20 protein-coding genes and 1 tRNA gene are annotated in these 18,372 nt (G+C 64.6%); 13 read left to right on the forward strand and 8 right to left on the reverse strand.

Annotated elements, in window-relative coordinates:
- Window positions 1-5: 5 nt before the first annotated feature.
- From rpmJ to QTI66_RS26830, 7 genes are all read left to right on the forward strand, one after another.
- Entirely contained in the window at window positions 6-119 is a 114-nt protein-coding gene (rpmJ, locus tag QTI66_RS26800) for a 50S ribosomal protein L36 (RefSeq protein WP_038201958.1), read from the forward strand.
- A 24-nt stretch (window positions 120-143) separates the two neighbouring features.
- Window positions 144-509: a 30S ribosomal protein S13 gene (gene rpsM / locus QTI66_RS26805; RefSeq protein ID WP_286541252.1), complete on the forward strand. Its 366-nt coding sequence runs from the start codon at window positions 144-146 to the stop codon at window positions 507-509.
- A gap of 12 nt (window positions 510-521) precedes the next feature.
- Window positions 522-926, forward strand: a complete 405-nt coding sequence (gene rpsK / locus QTI66_RS26810) for a 30S ribosomal protein S11 (RefSeq protein WP_068674563.1) — start codon at window positions 522-524, stop codon at window positions 924-926.
- Between the two features lie 134 nt (window positions 927-1,060).
- Window positions 1,061-1,684, forward strand: a complete 624-nt coding sequence (gene rpsD / locus QTI66_RS26815) for a 30S ribosomal protein S4 (protein WP_286563195.1) — start codon at window positions 1,061-1,063, stop codon at window positions 1,682-1,684.
- A 130-nt stretch (window positions 1,685-1,814) separates the two neighbouring features.
- Window positions 1,815-2,804, forward strand: a complete 990-nt coding sequence (locus tag QTI66_RS26820) for a DNA-directed RNA polymerase subunit alpha (protein ID WP_093059385.1) — start codon at window positions 1,815-1,817, stop codon at window positions 2,802-2,804.
- Between the two features lie 82 nt (window positions 2,805-2,886).
- Window positions 2,887-3,285, forward strand: a complete 399-nt coding sequence (gene rplQ / locus QTI66_RS26825) for a 50S ribosomal protein L17 (RefSeq protein WP_286563196.1) — start codon at window positions 2,887-2,889, stop codon at window positions 3,283-3,285.
- A gap of 18 nt (window positions 3,286-3,303) precedes the next feature.
- A tRNA-Met gene (locus tag QTI66_RS26830) sits at window positions 3,304-3,380 on the forward strand.
- 121 nt (window positions 3,381-3,501) lie between these two features.
- Here QTI66_RS26830 and QTI66_RS26835 read toward each other — a convergent pair.
- Window positions 3,502-5,118: an AMP-binding protein gene (locus QTI66_RS26835; RefSeq protein ID WP_286563197.1), complete on the reverse strand. Its 1,617-nt coding sequence runs from the start codon at window positions 5,116-5,118 to the stop codon at window positions 3,502-3,504.
- 173 nt (window positions 5,119-5,291) lie between these two features.
- Here QTI66_RS26835 and QTI66_RS26840 point away from each other — a divergent pair, with 173 nt between their 5' ends.
- Both QTI66_RS26840 and QTI66_RS26845 read left to right on the forward strand, forming a co-directional pair.
- Window positions 5,292-6,554: a class I SAM-dependent methyltransferase gene (locus tag QTI66_RS26840; protein ID WP_286563198.1), complete on the forward strand. Its 1,263-nt coding sequence runs from the start codon at window positions 5,292-5,294 to the stop codon at window positions 6,552-6,554.
- Between the two features lie 4 nt (window positions 6,555-6,558).
- The gene (locus QTI66_RS26845; protein ID WP_286563199.1) at window positions 6,559-6,882 is read left to right on the forward strand and encodes a DUF1840 domain-containing protein; all 324 of its coding nucleotides are present in this window, start codon (window positions 6,559-6,561) and stop codon (window positions 6,880-6,882) included.
- 17 nt (window positions 6,883-6,899) lie between these two features.
- Here QTI66_RS26845 and QTI66_RS26850 read toward each other — a convergent pair whose 3' ends face one another.
- The 4 genes from QTI66_RS26850 to QTI66_RS26865 all read right to left on the reverse strand — a co-directional run bounded on the left by QTI66_RS26850 (window position 6,900) and on the right by QTI66_RS26865 (window position 10,584).
- Window positions 6,900-7,919: a Bug family tripartite tricarboxylate transporter substrate binding protein gene (locus QTI66_RS26850; protein ID WP_444815051.1), complete on the reverse strand. Its 1,020-nt coding sequence runs from the start codon at window positions 7,917-7,919 to the stop codon at window positions 6,900-6,902.
- Between the two features lie 133 nt (window positions 7,920-8,052).
- Window positions 8,053-8,487 (reverse strand): MarR family winged helix-turn-helix transcriptional regulator, encoded by a 435-nt coding sequence (locus QTI66_RS26855; protein ID WP_286563200.1) that lies wholly within the window; start codon window positions 8,485-8,487, stop codon window positions 8,053-8,055.
- A gap of 7 nt (window positions 8,488-8,494) precedes the next feature.
- The gene (locus tag QTI66_RS26860; RefSeq protein ID WP_286563201.1) at window positions 8,495-9,499 is read right to left on the reverse strand and encodes an alpha-ketoacid dehydrogenase subunit beta; all 1,005 of its coding nucleotides are present in this window, start codon (window positions 9,497-9,499) and stop codon (window positions 8,495-8,497) included.
- The gene (locus tag QTI66_RS26865) at window positions 9,490-10,584 is read right to left on the reverse strand and encodes a thiamine pyrophosphate-dependent dehydrogenase E1 component subunit alpha (protein WP_286563202.1); all 1,095 of its coding nucleotides are present in this window, start codon (window positions 10,582-10,584) and stop codon (window positions 9,490-9,492) included. The genes QTI66_RS26860 and QTI66_RS26865 overlap by 10 nt, the downstream gene beginning before the upstream one ends.
- 210 nt (window positions 10,585-10,794) lie before the next feature.
- Between QTI66_RS26865 and xylF the strand changes: the two genes are divergently transcribed.
- The 4 genes from xylF to QTI66_RS26885 all read left to right on the forward strand — a co-directional run bounded on the left by xylF (window position 10,795) and on the right by QTI66_RS26885 (window position 15,187).
- On the forward strand, window positions 10,795-11,817 hold the full coding sequence (xylF, locus tag QTI66_RS26870; RefSeq protein ID WP_286563203.1) for a D-xylose ABC transporter substrate-binding protein: 1,023 nt from the start codon (window positions 10,795-10,797) through the stop codon (window positions 11,815-11,817).
- Between the two features lie 249 nt (window positions 11,818-12,066).
- Complete coding sequence (locus QTI66_RS26875) at window positions 12,067-13,254, forward strand: sugar ABC transporter permease (protein ID WP_286563204.1); 1,188 nt, start codon at window positions 12,067-12,069, stop codon at window positions 13,252-13,254.
- The gene (locus QTI66_RS26880) at window positions 13,254-14,033 is read left to right on the forward strand and encodes an ATP-binding cassette domain-containing protein (RefSeq protein ID WP_286563205.1); all 780 of its coding nucleotides are present in this window, start codon (window positions 13,254-13,256) and stop codon (window positions 14,031-14,033) included. Before QTI66_RS26875 ends, QTI66_RS26880 begins: the two co-directional genes overlap by 1 nt.
- Entirely contained in the window at window positions 14,030-15,187 is a 1,158-nt protein-coding gene (locus tag QTI66_RS26885; protein ID WP_286563206.1) for an ROK family transcriptional regulator, read from the forward strand. The genes QTI66_RS26880 and QTI66_RS26885 overlap by 4 nt, the downstream gene beginning before the upstream one ends.
- A gap of 7 nt (window positions 15,188-15,194) precedes the next feature.
- Here QTI66_RS26885 and QTI66_RS26890 read toward each other — a convergent pair whose 3' ends face one another.
- From QTI66_RS26890 to QTI66_RS26900, 3 genes are all read right to left on the reverse strand, one after another.
- On the reverse strand, window positions 15,195-15,644 hold the full coding sequence (locus QTI66_RS26890) for a pyridoxamine 5'-phosphate oxidase family protein (protein WP_286563207.1): 450 nt from the start codon (window positions 15,642-15,644) through the stop codon (window positions 15,195-15,197).
- Window positions 15,645-15,906: 262 nt separating this feature from the next.
- Entirely contained in the window at window positions 15,907-16,884 is a 978-nt protein-coding gene (locus tag QTI66_RS26895; RefSeq protein ID WP_286563208.1) for a tripartite tricarboxylate transporter substrate-binding protein, read from the reverse strand.
- Window positions 16,885-17,015: 131 nt separating this feature from the next.
- Window positions 17,016-18,272, reverse strand: a complete 1,257-nt coding sequence (locus QTI66_RS26900) for a cytosine deaminase (protein WP_286563209.1) — start codon at window positions 18,270-18,272, stop codon at window positions 17,016-17,018.
- Window positions 18,273-18,372 lie beyond the last annotated feature (100 nt).

The raw sequence follows: 18,372 nt of genomic DNA on the forward strand, positions 1-18,372 counted from the left end.
ATCAAATGAGAGTTTCGGCTTCGGTCAAGACCATCTGTCGCAATTGCAAGATCATCCGCCGCAAGGGTGTGGTGCGTGTGATCTGTACCGACCCGCGCCATAAGCAGCGCCAGGGTTGATTAGAGAAACACAAGAGGACGCACATGGCACGTATTGCTGGCATCAACATTCCGCCGCACAAGCACGCTGAAATCGGCCTGACGGCCATCTTCGGCATCGGTCGCACCCGCGCTCGCAAGATCTGCGAAGCCACCGGCATCGACTACTCGAAGAAGATCAAGGATCTGACGGACGCCGATCTCGAGAAGATCCGCGACCAGATCGCTCTCTTCACGATCGAAGGTGACCTGCGTCGCGAGACGACGATGAACATCAAGCGTTTGATGGACATCGGCTGCTACCGCGGCTTCCGTCATCGCCGTGGCCTGCCGATGCGCGGCCAGCGCACGCGCACCAATGCCCGCACCCGCAAGGGTCCGCGCAAGGCCGCGCAGTCCCTGAAGAAATAAGGATAGAACAGCATGGCTAAAGCACCTGCCAATAACGCAGCACAGCGCGTTCGCAAGAAGGTCCGCAAGAACGTTGCGGACGGCGTCGCTCACGTGCACGCTTCGTTCAACAACACCATCATCACGATCACCGATCGCCAGGGCAACGCCCTGTCGTGGGCTTCGTCGGGTGGCCAAGGCTTCAAGGGCTCGCGCAAGTCGACGCCTTTCGCAGCCCAGGTCGCATCGGAAGTCGCTGGTCGCGCCGCTGTTGAACAAGGCATCAAGAACCTCGACGTCGAGATCAAGGGCCCCGGTCCTGGTCGTGAATCGTCGGTGCGCGCCCTGGCCGCACTGGGCATTCGCATCAACTCGATCGCCGACGTGACGCCAGTTCCGCACAACGGCTGCCGTCCGCAAAAGCGCCGTCGCATCTGAGCGTTCGACGCCCGGCGCAGTCTGCTTGTCGGCAGCCTGCGCATTTTGTTTTTTCAACAAGCCCACCGCTGTCGGCACGCCGCTGACAGCTCCCGCAGGAAGAACCTGCGGCAGATGACACAAAGGAAGATCTCGTGGCACGTTACCTCGGCCCCAAGGCCAAACTCTCCCGCCGTGAAGGCACCGACCTGTTCCTCAAGAGCGCCCGCCGCTCCATCCAGGACAAGGCCAAGTTCGACTCCAAGCCCGGCCAGCACGGCCGTACTTCGGGTCAGCGCACGTCGGACTTCGGTCTGCAACTGCGTGAAAAGCAGAAGGTCAAGCGCATGTACGGCGTGCTCGAGAAGCAATTCCGCCGCTACTTCGAAGAAGCCGATCGTCGCCGTGGCAACACCGGCGCCAACCTGCTGTTCATCCTCGAATCGCGCCTGGACAACGTCGTCTATCGCATGGGCTTCGGCTCGACCCGCGCTGAAGCACGTCAGCTCGTGTCGCACAAGGCCATCACGGTGAACGGCCAGTCGGTCAACATCCCGTCGTACCTGGTCAAGACCGGCGACGTGATCGCTGTTCGCGACAAGTCGAAGAAGCAGACCCGCATCGCTGAAGCGCTGCAACTGGCTGCACAAGTCGGCATGCCCGCATGGGTCGACGTCAACGCCGACAAGGCCGAAGGCGTCTTCAAGAAGGTGCCTGATCGCGACGAATTCGCGGCTGACATCAACGAATCGCTGATCGTCGAACTGTATTCGCGTTAAACAGAAGACCATGTGCCGCCAAAAGGTGGCACGTACTTCGAGAATTTTTTTGTTCCCTGCGCACCAAAACGCAGGGTGCTTCACCAGCCTTACCGGTGTAACGAGCCGGGGGTATTGAGAGGAAGTCTGAATGCAAACAACCCTGCTGAAACCCAAGACCATCCAGGTCGAGCAACTTGCGCCGAACAAGGCGAAGGTCACGCTCGAGCCCTTCGAGCGCGGCTACGGCCACACGCTCGGCAATGCGCTTCGTCGCGTGCTGCTCTCGTCGATGGTCGGTTATTCGGCTACCGAAGTCACGATCGCTGGCGTGCTCCATGAGTACTCGTCGATCGACGGCGTGCAAGAAGATGTGGTCAACATCCTCTTGAACCTCAAAGGCGTGGTGTTCAAGCTCCACAACCGCGATGAAGTCACGCTGAGCCTGCGCAAGGACGGCGAAGGCCCGGTGCTGGCCTCCGACATCCAGACGCCGCACGACGTCGAGATCATCAACCCCGATCACGTGATCGCGCACTTGTCGCAAGGCGGCAAGCTCGACATGCAGATCAAGGTTGAAAAGGGTCGCGGCTACGTGCCCGGCACGATGCGCCGCTACGCGGACGAGCCGACCAAGTCGATCGGCCGCATCGTTCTCGACGCGTCGTTCTCGCCGGTCAAGCGCGTGAGCTACACGGTCGAAAGCGCCCGCGTGGAACAGCGTACCGACCTGGACAAGCTGCTCGTCGAAATCGAAACCAACGGTGCGATCACTGCCGAAGACGCCGTGCGCGCCTCGGCCAAGATCCTGGTTGAACAACTCGCCGTGTTCGCGCAGCTCGAAGGCGGCGAACTGGCTGCGTTCGATGCGCCGGCACCGCGCAGCGCACAGCAATTCGATCCGATCCTGCTGCGCCCTGTGGACGAGCTGGAACTGACGGTGCGTTCGGCCAACTGCCTGAAGGCCGAAAACATCTACTACATCGGTGACCTGATCCAGCGCACCGAGAACGAGCTGCTCAAGACCCCGAACCTGGGTCGCAAGTCGCTCAACGAAATCAAGGAAGTGCTCGCCTCGCGTGGCCTCACCTTGGGCATGAAGCTCGAAAGCTGGCCGCCGGCCGGTCTCGACAAGCGTTAATAGTCACTCAAGCAAGCGGGAAACCGCGAAGGGCAGTACCTGACACGGCTGCCTTTATTAAAAACCTCGAAAGGAAATCAAAATGCGCCACGGTCACGGCCTCCGCAAACTCAATCGCACCAGCTCGCACCGCCTCGCGATGCTGCAAAACATGATGAATTCGCTGATCACTCACGAAGCCATCAAGACCACGCTGCCCAAGGCCAAGGAACTGCGCCGCGTCATCGAACCGATGATCACGCTGGCCAAGAAGCCCACGGTTGCCAACAAGCGCCTGGCATTCGACCGCCTGCGCGATCGCGACACCGTCGTGAAGCTGTTCGCTGAACTCGGCCCGCGTTATCAAACGCGCCCGGGCGGCTACACCCGCATCCTGAAGATGGGTTTCCGTGTTGGCGACAACGCGCCCATGGCTTTGGTCGAACTGGTGGATCGCCCTGAAATTTCTGAAGAAGTTTCTGAGCAAGCAGCCGCAGAATAAGTTATAATTCCATCTTGCCGCGCGATGGAGCAGCCTGGTAGCTCGTTGGGCTCATAACCCAAAGGTCGCAAGTTCAAATCTTGCTCGCGCAACCAATTTAAAAGGCCCTGATTTCGATCAGGGCCTTTTTTCATTTGCGGTCCGGAATTGAAGAAAAGGCCGAAGTCTCGAAAGCCCAGCAATGGCAAGGCCCCTGCCGCAGCCTGAATTGCAGCCCTACATCTGCCGCAACTTGAAGCGCTGCAATTTGCCGGTTTCCGTACGCGGCAATGCCGGCACAAAGGCGATCGCGCGCGGGTACTTGAAGGGCGCAATCGTCGACTTCACGTGGTCCTGCAGCGTCTTGACCATGGCCGCGTCGCCTTCGTGACCGGCGCGCAGCACGCAGAAGGCCTTGACGATCATTCCACGCTCCTCATCAGGCTCGCCGATCACGCCGCATTCGGCGACGGCCGGATGGCGCAGCAGGGCGTCTTCCACCTCGGGACCGCCCACGTTGTAGCCCGCCGTGATGATCATGTCATCGTCACGTGCCTGGAAGAAGAAGTAGCCGTCTTCGTCCTGCACAAACGCATCGCCGGGGTAGTTCCAGCCTTCCTTCACGTAGTTCTGCTGGCGCGGATCGCCCAGGTAGCGGCAGCCTGTGGGGCCCATGACCGCGAGCTTGCCCACGGTGCCGCGCGGGACTTCCTGGCCGTTGGCATCGACCACGCGTGCCGTGTACCCCGGCACCGCCTTGCCGATCGCGCCGCGCCGCACCTGATCGCCTGCCGAAGAAATGAAGATGTGGAACATCTCGGTAGCGCCGATGCCGTCGGTCATTTCGATGCCCGTAGCCTCTTTCCACATTTGGCGCGTGGCGTCCGGCAGGCCTTCGCCGGCGCTGACGCACTTGCGCAGCGTCGGAACGCCCAGCGTCCTGGCGATGGGTGCCATCTGCCGATAGAAGGTGGGCGCCGTGAAGCACACGGTGGCCCCCGCGTCGTTGATGGTCCGCACCATGGACTCAGGCGTGTAGCCGGCATTGGGAAGCCAGACAGAGGCACCAGCGGACATCGGAAAGGTCAGCATGCCGCCCAAACCGAAGGTAAAAGCCAACGGCGGTGAACCCACGATGACGTCGTCCGCCGTCAGTTCCAGAACGCTCCTCGGCCAAGCCGCACAGGCAGCCAGCACATCGCGATGGCTGTGCACGGGCGCTTTCGGTTTGCCGGTGGTGCCGGACGTAAAGGCCATCAACGCGATGTCGTCGGATGACGTGGGTTCGCTCGCAAAACGACCGTCCTTGCGTGCGGCACGTGCTTCCAGCGAATCGGCGTCGGTGCCGTTGTTGAACAGGACGACGTTGCGCAGCGCCCCCAGTGCTTCTTCCTTGCGTGCCAGTTCCAGCTCTTCGGCAAGCCGGCCGTCGCACAGCGCCAGCGCCGGCTGGGCCTTTTCGAGGATGTCCCCCAGTTCACGCGCACGCAGCAGTGGCATGGTGGCCAGCGCGATCATTCCTGCCTTCACCACGCCAAGCCACGCCAGTGCCATGGAGACGGAGTTGCCGCCACGCAGCAGCACGCGATTGCCGCGAACCAGGCCGAAGTCTTCCGTCAGGACCTGCGCAATGCGATGGATCTCGACCCGTGCCTCGTTGTAGGTGAGGGTGCGTTCGGGCGAGCGGAGCATGGGCCGGTCGCCGTGACCCTGGGCCTGCGCCTTGTCCAGCAGGGCATCGACCAGGTTCAGATAGTCCGGTATTTGCAGCTCCGGCAAGTCGTATCGAAACTGGGGCCACTGCTCGCGCGGCGGCAAACGGTCGTAGACGAATCGATCGAACGTGGCGCTCATCAACTGAACCTCCGTACTTTGCAATGTCGGTGCGGCCCCGAAACCGCGCTTCCGCGCAGCATCAGAGTTTCATAAATGAATAGTTTACACATCAACTATCTAATGGCAATGGGTGTACGGGTTTCAGAGGGGGTCGGTTGACGCGTTTGTCGACACATGGCACAAATTGACATATGCAAAGCTTGATACCGAAGATTGAATCCCGGTTGGCGACGCTACCGGTGCCCATTGCGCTCGAACTGCCCGACGGGCGCCGGGTGTCCAAGCCCGGCTCCCGGGTCACGCTGTCTTTCAGCGAATGGTCGGCATTGGCCAAGCTGGCGGCCCGACAGATCGGCGCCATCGGCGAGGCCTACGTCGAGGGCAAGGTGCAGATCCAGGGGGCGATGCGCGACATCACCGATGCCGTGGTGGGCCTGGTCCCCGGCAACCCCGCAGAGACGAACACCGGTTGGTGGGGCAGCTTGCTCAGGCGCGCCAAGTCGCGCGGCTCGCATTCGCTCACCAAGGATGCCCAGCAGGTCCAGTTTCACTACGACGTGTCGGACGACTTCTACGCCTTGTGGCTGGACCCGCGGCGCGTCTATTCATGCGCGTACTTCCGTACGCAGGATCTCGACATCGCGAAGGCGCAGGAAGCCAAGCTCGACCACATCTGCCGCAAGCTCAATTTGCGGGAGGGCGAGCGTTATCTTGACATCGGCTCGGGCTGGGGCGCCCTGTTGCTGTGGGCGGCGGAAAACTACGGGGTCGATGCCACCGGCATCACCTTGTCCAAAAACCAGCACGCCCACGTGCAACGGCTCATCGAAGAGCGCGGCTTGACGGGGCGGGTGCGCGTCGAACTGCTGGACTACCGCGAACTCAAGCCCGCGCACCTTTTCGAAAAGATCTCGTCCGTGGGCATGTTCGAGCATGTGGGCAGCGCCAACATGCAGGCGTATTTCCGCACCATCTTCAACCTGCTGGCACCGGGCGGGCTGGTGATGAACCACGGCATCACGTCCGGCAGCCTGGACTACAAGCAACTGGGCGCAGGCATGGGGGACTTCATCGAGAAGTACATCTTTCCCGGCGGCGAGTTGCTGCACGTCACGCGCGTGCTCACCGAGATGGCCGGCGCGGGCCTGGAAATGGTCGACACGGAAAACCTGCGCCCGCACTATGCGCGCACGCTCTGGGCATGGTCCGACGCGCTGGAGTCGCAACTGCCGCAGGCGCTGAAGGTGCTGCGCGAGACCAGCGACAGCGACCGCGCCGAACGCATCCTGCGCGCCTATCGCCTTTACCTGGCAGGCTCGGCCATGAGTTTCGAGCAGGGCTGGATCTCGCTGCACCAGATGCTTGCAACCAAGCCTGACGGAAACATGTCGAGGGGCGCGATGCGCGGCGCCCAATCGGTGTACCCTTTTACCCGTGACTACATCTACGGGTAACGACATGCTCTATCGATTCAAATCGCAGGCCACGGAAGACATCGTGATGATGGAGGGCAATGCCCGCCAGCTCCTCGAGATCGTCGGCAAAGCTTCGAGCAAGGGGATCCTCACCGTGGATCAGCTTCCGGCCGCCATCCAGGCGCTGGAGACAGCCGTGAAGGCCGATGCGGCCAGCAATCGCCACAACCACGATGCCTTTGCCGCCGAAGACCACGCGGATGAGGCCGAGCGACTGCACGTCGGCCTGCACCAGCGCGCCGCGCCCCTGATTCACATGATGAAGCGCTCGGCGGCCGAGGGCAAGGACGTGGTCTGGGGCGTGTAGTCCCGCCCTGAAGCCGTTCAGTCGACCTTGGCGCCGGAGGTCTTCACGACCGCCGCCCATTTCTTGTGCTCGTTGTCGATGAGCCTGGCGAATTCCGCCGGCGTGTTGCCGCTCGGGATGGCGCCTTGCGCGAGCATCTTTTCCTTGATGTCCGGCGTGGCGAGCGACTTGGCGACTTCCTGCTGGATGCGGTTGACGATGTCGGGCGACGTGCCGGCCGGCGCGAGCAGGCCGAACCATGAACTCGCCTCGTAGCCCTTGAGTGCCGGGCCACCGGCCTCTTCCACGGTCGGCACATCGGGCAGGGCGGGGGAGCGCTGCGCGCTCGTCACGGCCAGCGCCTTCAGCTTGCCGGCCTTGATCTGCTGCATGGAGGAGGGCAGGTTGTCGAACATCACGTCGGCGCTGCCGCCCACCATGTCGAGCAGAGCCGGGCCGGAGCCGCGGTAGGGGATGTGGGTCATGAAGCTGCCCGTCATGCTCTTGAACAACTCCCCGGCCAGATGGATCGAGGTGCCGCTGCCACTGGAGGCCATGTTCAGCTTGCCAGGATGGCTCTTGGCGTACGCGACGAAGTCCTTCACGTTGTTGATGCCCAGCTCCTTGGCCTTGGCGGTATTCATCTCCATGACGTTGGGCACGGCCGCCACCAGCGTGATCGGCACGAAGTCCTTGATGGGGTCGTAGGGCAGCTTGGGGTACAGCGCCCGGTTGATGCCGTGCGTGCCCACGGTGCCCATCAGCAGCGTGTAGCCGTCGTTCGGCGCCCTGGCGACGATTTCTGCACCGACGTTGCCGCCCGCGCCCGCCCGGTTGTCCACGATGAACTGCTGCCCGAAGGCTTTGGAAAGCTCCGGCGCCACTGCGCGCGCAAGAATGTCGGTGGTGCCACCCGGCGCAAAGGGGACCACGATGCGCACGGGTTTGGTCGGCCATGTCGATTGCGCGGCCACCGGGCCGGCCATCACGAGCAGGGCTGCCGCAGCCGTGGCAGCGAGCCACGCGCGACGATGGTTCTTGAGGCTGGATTTCTTCATGGATTGCTTTCCTGACGGAGGAAGAGAGTGGGGCGATCCCTTGCGAGGAGCGCCTTCAAGGCCCTCGTTGTACGTGGGGACGGTGCCATCCGTTGCGGGTAATAACCCCGGGCTGACGTCGCCGAAAGCCCGTTCATGCATCGCTGCGCGACACCGCGGCGATCAGCTTGTCCAGCGTCGCGCTCAGCTGCGCCAGTTCAGCCTGCGCCACGTCGCCGAAGAGTTCTTCCTCGCGTTGCCGCGCATGGCCGCGCACGAGGCCAAAGAGCTCCTTGCCCGCCGTCGTGAGGTAGAGCCGGCTGCAGCGCTGATCGGTCGGATCGCCGTGGCGCTGGAGGCGCTTGGCGCGCTGCAGGCCGACGAGCGCGCGGCTGACCGACATCTTGTCCAGCCCTGTGCGCTCCGCGACTTGGCTGGCCGTGCAGCCGGGGTGCGCACCCAGCACGTTCATCGTGCGCCACTCGTTGAGCGTCAATTGATGCGCGCGGCCAACCCGCTGCGCAAAGGGACGCGCCGTCAGGTTGACGACGCGCACCAGCTTCAGGAAGACGGAGTCGGCGTCGTCCACGATGCCGCTACCCGACCAGCTTGCGCGCAACGTCCACGATCTGTTCGGCGCTGATGCGCGACTGGGCTTCCAGCACCGGCGAATAGCCGACAGGGATGCGAGGCGCGCCCAGCCGCGCAATGCGGCAGCCAGTCGCCTGTGCCGCCGTCGCCGCAATCTCGGCGCCGAAGCCGGCCGCCTGAACCGCTTCGTGCACGACCAACAGCCGGCCAGTCCGGGCGCAGGATTCGAGCACCGCATCACGGTCCCATGGCCACAGCGTGCGCAAGTCGATCAGGTCCACCGTCACGCCTTGCGCGGCGAGCGCGTCGCATGCAGCCATGCAGGCATGCACCTGCTTGCTCCAGCTGACCATCGTGAGCGCGCTGCCTTCGCGCACGCGCGCAGCCTTGCCGAGCGCGACCGACATCGATTCGTCGACCGCGCCACGCATGCCCCACAAGGTCTTGTGCTCGATGTACACGACCGGATCGCCGCACTGCATCGCCGCGCGCAGCAGGCTGTAGTTGTCCTGTGGTGTGGAGGGGCTCACCACCACCAAGCCCGGCAGGTGCGCGAACCACGCCTCCAGCGACTGCGAATGCTGCGCAGCCGATGAATCCCAGATGCCGCCGGGCATGCGCGCCACCAGCGGCACGCGTCCCTGCCCGCCGAACATGAAGCGGTTCTTGGCCGCCTGGTTGACCAGCTCGTCCATGCCGCACAGCGCAAAGTCGACCACGCGCATCTCGACCACCGGCCGCAGTCCGGCCAGCGCCATGCCGACGCCGGCACCCATGATCGCGGCCTCGCTGATCGGCGCGTCGATCACGCGCTCAGGACCGAAGCGTTGCTGCAAGCCCTTGTACTGGCCGAAGATGCCACCGCGCCCGACGTCTTCGCCAAGCACCACGACGTTGCTGTCGCTTTCCATTTCGCGTTGCACCGCCAGCACGGCGGCCTCGGCGTAGCTGATCTCCTGCACCGCATGCTGCGCGGCCGGTGGCGTACTGATCTGCGTTGTCATGTCCATTGCCCGGCTCCCGTGTCCTGGATGTCCGTGAAGGCCGCCTCGGGGGAGGGCCAGGGCGCCGCGTCGGCGGCTGCCAGCGCGGCATCGACTTCGGCGTGCGCCTGTGCATCGATCGCGTCGAGCGCGCTGGCGCCGATGCCCGCCGCGAGGCACTGCGCGCGGGCGTTGGCAATCGGGTCGGTTTCGAGCGCGGCCGCCAGTTCCGCCGGATCGCGATAGGCGGCTGCGTCCACCGACACGTGGCCCTTGACGCGATAGGTGATCGCATGAAGAAGCCGCGGTCCCCGTCCCGCCCGCACTTCATCGACCAGGGCGGCAGCTGCTTCGTGCACGGCGAACACGTCGTTGCCGTCGACCTTGTGCGAGACGATGTCCATGGACGCGGCGCGTGCCGAAGCGCCTTCACCCGCCGTCATCGGACCGCTGGCCGTGGTGGCGCTCCATTGGTTGTCCTCGCACACGAAGAGCACGGGCAGGTCGAAGACGCGCGCCCAGTTGAGCGATTCCAGAAAGGGCCCGCGGTTGATGGCGCCGTCGCCGAAAAAGCAGACGGTGATGGCATCGTGGGGCATGTTGCTCCCAGGCGTCGACGCGCCGGGGCTGTTCCCCGCGGCAGCTGCCTGGGAGCGGCCCTGCGCCGCCTTGCGGATCTTCTGCGCGTGCGCCGCGCCCACTGCAATCGGCAAGCCCGCCGCCACCACGCCGTTGGCGCCCAGCATGCCGACCGAGAAATCGGCGATGTGCATCGAGCCGCCCTTGCCGCCGTTGAAGCCGGTGGCCTTGCCGAACAGCTCGCACATCATCCGCGTAAGGTCGGCGCCCTTGGCCAGGGTGTGGCCGTGGCCGCGGTGCGTCGAGGTGAGGTAGTCCGACGGCCGCAAGTGCGCGCACACGCCGGCAGGCACTGCTTCCTGCCCGGTCGACAAATGCAGTGGGCCACGCACCTTGGCCGCGCCGCCGGCTTGCTGGCCATAGGCGCTCACGCCGCCCTGGCTCGCGATTTCGGCGGCGTTCTCAAAAGCGCGGATGCGCACCATGGTCCGATACAGCGCGAGGCGATCGGCTTCGGGGATCTTCGAGTCCATCCTGGCTCCAGCGCCGATGAATAAAGCGCGCAGCCAAAAATCGTATCGATCGTGACTAATTTCGCGCACCGTGCTTACCCCGGTTTCGGCGATCAATTGCAAAAGCTTGTGCAAAAAAGCGCAGGGAATCCCCCAATGCCAAAAAATTCCGGAATCCCGAATACTTAGTTCGCCGCTCGAACTAAATCAACCATCAACGGAGATCACTCAATGAAGCTCAAGCAAACCGTCCTGGCCTTGGCCCTGGGCCTAACCGCAGCGGGCGCTTTCGCGCAAACCGTGGTCGGCGTCAGCTGGTCCAATTTCCAGGAAGAGCGCTGGAAGACGGACGAGGCCGCCATCAAGGCAGAGCTTGAAAAGCATGGCGCCAAGTACATCAGCGCCGATGCGGGCGGTTCGCCGGAAAAGCAGCTGGGCGACATCGAAGGCCTGATGGCCAAGGGCGCCAAGGCGCTGATCGTGCTGGCCATGGACAAGGACGCGATCCTGCCGGCCGTGACCAAGGCCGTGCGCCAGAAGGTGCCAGTCATCGCGTACGACCGTCTGATCGAAGCGCCGGGTGTGTTCTACATCACCTTCGACAACGTCGAAGTGGGCCGCATGCAGGCGCGCGAGGTGTTCAAGCTCGCGCCCAAGGGCAACTACGTGTTCATCAAGGGCTCGCCGACCGACCCGAACGCCAACTTCCTGCGCGCGGGTGCGCAGGAGATCGTCGAAGCCGCCGTGAAGAAGGGCGACATCAAGATCGTCGGCGACGAGTACACCGACGGCTGGAAGCCCGAAGTCGCGCAGAAAAACATGGAGCAGATCCTGACCAAGGCCGGCGGCAAGGTCGACGCGGTGGTCGCGGCCAACGACGGCACGGCGGGCGGCGTGGTCGCGGCGCTGACTGCCAAGGGCATCCGGGGCATCCCGGTGTCGGGCCAGGACGCTGACTTCGCAGCGCTGAACCGCGTGGCGTTGGGCACGCAGACCGTATCGGTGTGGAAGGACTCGCGCGAACTCGGCAAGGAAGCCGCCGCCGCAGCGCTCGCGCTCTCGGCCGGCAAGCCGGTCGACAAGGCCGCCACCTGGGACAAGGGCGAAAAGAAGGTCGCGCTGCAATCGCGGTTCCTGACGCCGGTGCCGATCACCAAGGACAACCTCGATGTGGTGGTGAAGGCCGGATGGATCAAGAAAGCTGAACTCTGCAAGGGCGTGGCGGCTGACAAGGCCCCTGCCGCTTGTAAATAGGCCCACCCCCAGGCTCGCCCACTTCGTGTGGCTCTCGCACCCCTTCGAGGGGGCAACACCAGCGGCCCGGCAAGGCCGGCTCCGCGGTGTTCCCCGCCTCGGGTGTGGGCGGTTCAAGGCTGTTGACTCCCTCTCCCTCCGGGAGAGGGTTGGGGTGAGGGCACCGGCGCTCCACCCGCGCGCCGCCCAATCCAGCCCAGCAGCCCCCGCCATCCATCCCCAGCAATTCCATGAACGGGAGTCAGTCAAATGACCAATCAATTGCCTCTGTGGCGCCGCACCGGCGTCGACTTGCGGCTGATCCTGATGAGCCTGCTGCTCGTCGTGATGGGCGTGGTGTTCCACGTCCTGTCAGGGGGCGTCTTCCTCTCGCCCGAGAACCTCTACAACATCGCGCAGCAAACGGCCGTGGTCGGCATCGTGTCGACCGTGATGGTGCTGGTGATCGTGGCGCGGCACATCGACCTGTCGGTGGGGTCGGTCATGGGCTTCGTGGGCGTGCTGATTGCGTACCTGCAATACACCTCCGGCTGGTCGTGGCCGACGGCGTGCCTGGCCGGGTTGGCGGTGGCGCTGCTGGTGTCGATCTACCAGGGCTGGCTTACGGCGGTGCTGGGCGTGCCATCGTTCGTGGTCACGCTGGGCGGCCTCATGTCGTTTCGCGGCGCGGCCTTTCTGGTGGCCGACGGCAAGACGCAGCCCGTCAGCGATGAGTTCTTCCAGACGCTGGGCGGCGGCTATGACGGTGGCATCGGCGTCACTGCGACATGGGTGCTGACGGGCATCGTCGCGCTGGTGCTGCTCGCGCGCATGGTGCAGAAGCGAAAGGCGCTGCGCCACTACGAAATGCCGACCGAGCCCATCGTGATCGACCTGCTGTTGACGGCCGTGCCCATCGCCGTGCTGTGCGTGTTCGCATGGGCCATGAACAACTACCAGATCTCCGGCAAGCCTGCGCCGCAAGGCATCCCGATCCCGGTGCTGATCTGGGCCGTGGTGGGCGTGGTGCTGAGCTTCATCGTGCACCGCACGCGCTTCGGGCGCTACGTGTTCGCGATGGGCGGCAACCCCGATGCGGCCGCGCTGGTGGGCATTCCGGTCAAGCGCGTCACGCTGATGCTGTTCGCATTGCTGGCGGTGCTGGTGACCATCGCGGCCATTGTGTCGATCGCGCGGCTCAACGCGGGCACCAACTCGCTGGGCACGGGCATGGAGCTGTACGTGATCGCCGCTGCCGTCATCGGCGGCACCGCGCTGGCGGGCGGCAGCGGCTCGATCTTCGGATCGGTGCTGGGCGCGCTCATCATGCAGTCGCTCGACAGCGGCATGCTGCTGCTGGACGTGGCCATCGGCAAGCGCATGGTCATCGTGGGTCAGGTGCTCATCATCGCGGTCGTCTTCGACGTTCTGTACCGCCGCAAATTCGGAGACAAGTGATGGCCACCATCGACAGATCCAGACCCCTGGTCGAACTCAAGAACATCCGCAAGGCTTTTGGCGGCGTGCATGCGGTGGACGACGTCAGCGTCAACCTCTATCCCGGCGAAGTGGTTGCGCTGCTGGGCCACAACGGCGCGGGCAAGTCCACGCTGATGAAGATGCTCGCGGGTGCGTATCCGATCGACTCGGGCGACACCATCATCGCGGGCGAGAGGGTGCACATCCGCACGCCGTCGGAAGCACAGGCGCAGGGCATCGAGACCATCTACCAGACGCTCGCCTTGGCCGACAACCTGGACTCGGTGTCGAACCTCTTCCTCGGCCGCGAGAAGCTCACGCCCTGGCGCACGCTGGACGACCACTTCATGGAAGGCGCAGCGCGCAAGGTGTTCAACCGCCTGAACAAGAACTTCACGAACATCCGCGTGCCGGTGCGCGGTCTCTCGGGTGGTCAACGGCAAGTGGTTGCGATCTCGCGCGCGCTGTACTTCAACGCCCGCATCCTGATCATGGACGAGCCCTGCGCAGCACTCGGCCCGGAAGAAACGGCGATGGTGGGCGGCCTGGTGAAGCAGCTCAAGTCCGATGGCGTGGGCATCTTCCTGATCACGCACGACATGCCCGACGTGTTCGGCCTGAGCGACCGGCTCGCCGTCATGAAGAACGGCAAGCTGGTGGGCACCTATCGCACGTCGGACGTCACCGAAGACGAAGTGCTCGGAATGATCATTGCCGGCAAGCGCCCCGAAGGAAAGGCACAAGCCGAACACGCATGAAAACGATCGGTGACCAGCAGCTCTTGAAGCGCATCAACCGCAGCGTGTTGCTGCGGCTGCTGCGCGCGCAGCCGGGACTTTCGCGAGCGCGGCTGGCCACCGAGAGCGGCCTCACCAAGTCGACGGTGAGCGGGCTGGTGCGCGAACTCATCGACGACCGCTGGCTCACCGAGGCGGGCGCAACGGTCGCCGATGGCCTGGGGCGACCATCGACGCCGCTGTCCATCAACGACCACGTGCGTGCCTTGATCGGTGTGGAGATCGGCGTGGAAACCATGCGCGTGGTGTGCGTGTCGCTGCTCGGCGCGGTGCTGCGTGCCGATGCCCGGCCACTGGACAGCAAGTCACCGCTCGCTGCCTGCCAGCAGGCGGCATCGATGTGCGCGCAAGCCTGGGCGCACATGAACGAACGCGGGCTGGAACTCACCGGCATTGGCGTTGGCGTGCCCGGCGCCGTGGACGACGCCACGGGCATCGTGCTGTTTGCCCCCAACCTGGGCTGGCGCGGGCTCGACTTGCTGCCTGACCTCATCGAAGCCTTTGCCGCCGCCGGCTTGCCGCGCGTGCCCGTGCAGCTCCAGAACGAAGCCGACGTCGCCGCGCTCGGCGAATACGAGTTCTGCGAAGGCGAGGGCGAAGACCCGCTGATCTTTGTCGACTGCGACGTCGGCGTGGGCGCGGGCATCGTGCTGAACGACCGGCTCTTCACCGGCGCACAGGGCATGGCCGGCGAGATCGGCCACACGATCCTGCAGGCCGACGGGCCGCTGTGCTCCTGCGGACGGCGTGGCTGTGCCGAAGCATTCTTCGGCTCGCGCGTGCTGGGTGGCGAACCGGGCGAGGCCGCGCGCGCGGGCCGCATGCTCGGCGTGCTGCTGCAGAACCTGTGGATCACGTTCGATCCGCACGCCATCGTGATCGGTGGCTCGACCTGCCTGAAGTACCCCGAGTTCCTGCAGTGCGCCATCGACACGGTGCAGGCTTACGCCGAAGCGGCGGGCATGCCGCCGCCTGTGGTGCGCGGCGCGCGCCATGGCCAGCTGGCGCCGGCGGTGGGCGCTGCGGCGCTGGCCTTGCACGACTATCTGCGGCCCATGCATCCGAACACGGTGACGCGGCGCGAGCAGGCCGCGCCACAACTGCACGCGCGCTGAGGCCGCGTCAGGATTGCTGCCCGTTCACCAGGAATTCGCCCTCATCCTCGCCGTCCCAGTAGTGGATGCGGCGCGCATGAAACTTGATCATCACGACGCCCGGCGTATCGACGCCCTCCGTGAACCAGCGGTCGAGTTCCTTTTGCCAGTGCGCCGCAAATTGGGCTTTGTCGCGGATCAGTTCGGCATCGCCTTGCATCGAGATCATGAGCGGTGGCTTGCCGAGAAGCCCGGCCTTGCCTTGCAACATCAGCGCGGCTTTGGGCTCGCGGGCGATGTCCTTGGCCACGCGTGACGTGGCCCAGGCGAAGAAGCAAGAGTCGCCATCGAACTCGACGTCGCCGTTGTTGCTCATCGGCCGACCGGCGATCTGGTCGTCTTCGGTGCGGGTGGTCAACATCGTGAAGTCGATGTCGGCGATTTTTTTGGAAAGTTCTTGAAGGGTCAGATCGGACATGGTCGGCGTGCCTTTGGAAACTGGAAAGCGAAATGCTCTCAGTTGCCACGCCGCGCTGCGTCAGACGATGCGCCTCGTCCTCACGACAGACGTCCTACCGATCGAGCCCCAAGCTTCGGGCGATCAAGGAACGTCCAGCGCAGCCGGTCGGCGAACGCCATCGACATACAGCGCCGAACGCGACAGATGGCCATTCACGACGACCCGCAAAAAAGCCGCCGGGCCTTGCGGGGCGCGGCGGCTTTCACTGGCGGGAATCAGCTCAGTCGGCGTACTGCCCTGCAGCCTTGATGACCGGCCCGAAGCGCGCCACTTCAGCCTGCACGAACTTCTTGTGCTCTGCCGGCTCCACGCGCTTGTCGTTCACCACGACCGCACCCAGGCCTTCTTCCTTCTTGATGAACTCCGGATCCTTCAGGGCGACCTTGAGCGCGTCATTGATCTTCTTGAGCACCGGCGCCGGCGTTCCCTTGGGCGCATACAGCCCGTGCCAGATGGTGACCTGGAAGCCCTTCAGGCCCGATTCGTCCAGGGTCGGAATGTCCTTGAGCGCCGGCGTGCCCAGGCGCTTGAGCGTGGTCACCGCATAGGGCTGCACCTTCTTCGCCTCGATCTGCGAGGTGGTGTTGGTGGTCTGGTCGCACAGGATGTCGATCTGGCCGCCGATCAGGTCGGCAATCGCCGGCGCGGTGCCCTTGTACGGCACGGTGGTCATTTCAGCCTTCAGCTCGCTCTGGAACAGCAGGCCGCACAGGTGCGATGCCGAGCCGATGCCGGCGTTGCCCAGGTTCACCTTGCCGCCGCTCTTGTTGACCCAGTCGCGCAGTTCCTTGAAGTTCTTCGCTTCCAGTTGCGGCTTGCCAATGACGGTCATGGGCACGTCGTTGATCATGCCCAGGTACTCGAAGTCGGTTTCGTAGTTGTAGGGGAGCTTCCGGTACAGCACGGGCGTGGTCGCCATCGCCACGTGCGTGAGCAGCAGCGTGTAGCCGTCGGGCTTGGCGCGTGCGGCCTTGGCGTTGCCAATGGTGCTGCCGGCGCCGGCCGCGTTGTCCACGATGATGCTGACGCCATCGAGGGGCTTGCGCATCGCCTCGGCGAGGTCACGCGCAACGCGGTCGGTCGGGCCGCCCGCCGCGAAAGGCACCACGATGGTGATGGGCTTGCCATCGGGGAAGTTCTGGGCATGGGCGCCAAGGGCGGCGGTGGCGATGGCTGCGAGGGCGAAGAGTTTCTTCATGGGTGTCTCCGGGATCGAAATTGGGCGCGATCTTATCGGCATTCGAAATCCCTGCGCATCGCCAATTTCCCTTGCGCCGCAGGCTCTTTCCGCAGGTCCGTACGGGAAAACGAGATGTGCGCCCACGCGCTTCACACCGCCATCAAGTCATCCAGTTCGCGGTAGTCCGGCAGGCGCGTGTCGATGGCGCGGCCGGCGCGGATCACCGTGCGATCGAACTGGTGGCGCGACAGCATCTCCGAATAGTTGCGCGCCTTCAGCACGATGAAGTCCGCCGGTGATCCCGCCTTGAGCACGCCACGCTCAATACCCATGATTGCCGCCGGGGTCTCTGTGGCGGCACGGATCCAGTCGCCCAGCGGGTGATCCAGGTGCAGGATCTTCACGGCCTGGGTGAAGGTGTCGAGCATGTCGTGGTCGCCGTAGGCATAAAAGGGGTCGCGGCAGTTGTCGCCGGCCACGGCCACGCGCAGGCCGCGCGCCTTCATCTCGTGCAGCACCGTCACACCCCGCCAGCGCGGCGTGCGCGCCTCGGGGCTGCGGTCCTGCAGGTACATGTTGACGGTGGGCAGGCTCACGATGTCGATGCCCGCGTCCTTGCAGGCGCCGATGGCTTCCTCGATGTACTCGTCGGTCTGCAGCGCGAGCGCCGTCACGTGGCCGCAGAGGATGCGGCCTGCAAAGTCGTGGGCCATCGCGCCGCGCGCCACGTGCATCAGCGAGCGCGCACGCGGGTCGGTCGATTCGTCCACGTGCAGGTCCAGGTCGAGCTGGCGTTCGGACGCGAGCGCAAAGACACGCGCCAGTGCCTCGTCGATCATGGGTGGCACCGGCTCGGCCGGGAACTTCATCGACTTGGTGACGTAGCCCAGGCGCCCGCCGCTCCCGGCCGCGATGTCGGCCAGCTGCCGGCCTTCGTCGGTCAGGAAGATGTCCATCGGCGCGATGGACGCCACCTGCAGGTCGATGCGCCCGGCCCAGCGCTCGCGCACATCGCGAAACACCGGAAACGAAATCGACGCCTGCGGCGCCAGCGAATCCAGGTGCGTGCGGATCGCGACCACGCCCTTGGCGTAGGCCGTGGCCAGGCCGAACTCCATGCGGCGGCGCACGTCTTCGGCGTTCCAGTTCGCGGTGCGGTCGCGCAGGGTGGCCGCGGACGCGCCCGCACCGTCGCCGGTCGGGTTTTGCTGGCGTGGCCAGATGTGGCCCTTGTCCAGGTGCGTGTGCACGTCGACCATGCCGGGCAGCACCATCGATGCATCGAGATCCGGGCCGAGCTCCGAAGCCAGCGTGCCGGCCGGTTCGATGGCGTCGATGCGGCCGTTGTCGATGAGCAAGTCGACGGCAGCAAGGTCTTCCTCGCCGGGAAGATGCGGCGGGCTCAACCCGTCGATGCAACACTTCAAAGACGAATCGAGGTGTTAATTGACGATGAGCACAGGTCAGCGAATTCATCCGTCGGCTGCGGAGCAGCGGCAGATGTGG

This window comes from Variovorax brevis, from assembly GCF_030317105.1.
Lineage (GTDB): Bacteria > Pseudomonadota > Gammaproteobacteria > Burkholderiales > Burkholderiaceae_C > Variovorax > Variovorax brevis.

Bases quoted from the DNA above. Each gene is read 5' to 3' on its own strand.
- rpmJ (WP_038201958.1), top strand. From the start codon at position 6: ATGAGAGTTTCGGCTTCGGTCAAGACCATCTGTCGCAATTGCAAGATC.
- rpsM (WP_286541252.1), top strand. From the start codon at position 144: ATGGCACGTATTGCTGGCATCAACATTCCGCCGCACAAGCACGCTGAA.
- rpsK (WP_068674563.1), top strand. From the start codon at position 522: ATGGCTAAAGCACCTGCCAATAACGCAGCACAGCGCGTTCGCAAGAAG.
- QTI66_RS26820 (WP_093059385.1), top strand. From the start codon at position 1,815: ATGCAAACAACCCTGCTGAAACCCAAGACCATCCAGGTCGAGCAACTT.
- rplQ (WP_286563196.1), top strand. From the start codon at position 2,887: ATGCGCCACGGTCACGGCCTCCGCAAACTCAATCGCACCAGCTCGCAC.
- QTI66_RS26835 (WP_286563197.1), bottom strand. From the start codon at position 5,118: ATGAGCGCCACGTTCGATCGATTCGTCTACGACCGTTTGCCGCCGCGC.
- QTI66_RS26840 (WP_286563198.1), top strand. From the start codon at position 5,292: ATGCAAAGCTTGATACCGAAGATTGAATCCCGGTTGGCGACGCTACCG.
- QTI66_RS26845 (WP_286563199.1), top strand. From the start codon at position 6,559: ATGCTCTATCGATTCAAATCGCAGGCCACGGAAGACATCGTGATGATG.
- QTI66_RS26850 (WP_444815051.1), bottom strand. From the start codon at position 7,919: ATGAAGAAATCCAGCCTCAAGAACCATCGTCGCGCGTGGCTCGCTGCC.
- QTI66_RS26860 (WP_286563201.1), bottom strand. From the start codon at position 9,499: ATGGACATGACAACGCAGATCAGTACGCCACCGGCCGCGCAGCATGCG.
- QTI66_RS26865 (WP_286563202.1), bottom strand. From the start codon at position 10,584: ATGGACTCGAAGATCCCCGAAGCCGATCGCCTCGCGCTGTATCGGACC.
- xylF (WP_286563203.1), top strand. From the start codon at position 10,795: ATGAAGCTCAAGCAAACCGTCCTGGCCTTGGCCCTGGGCCTAACCGCA.
- QTI66_RS26875 (WP_286563204.1), top strand. From the start codon at position 12,067: ATGACCAATCAATTGCCTCTGTGGCGCCGCACCGGCGTCGACTTGCGG.
- QTI66_RS26880 (WP_286563205.1), top strand. From the start codon at position 13,254: ATGGCCACCATCGACAGATCCAGACCCCTGGTCGAACTCAAGAACATC.
- QTI66_RS26885 (WP_286563206.1), top strand. From the start codon at position 14,030: ATGAAAACGATCGGTGACCAGCAGCTCTTGAAGCGCATCAACCGCAGC.
- QTI66_RS26890 (WP_286563207.1), bottom strand. From the start codon at position 15,644: ATGTCCGATCTGACCCTTCAAGAACTTTCCAAAAAAATCGCCGACATC.
- QTI66_RS26895 (WP_286563208.1), bottom strand. From the start codon at position 16,884: ATGAAGAAACTCTTCGCCCTCGCAGCCATCGCCACCGCCGCCCTTGGC.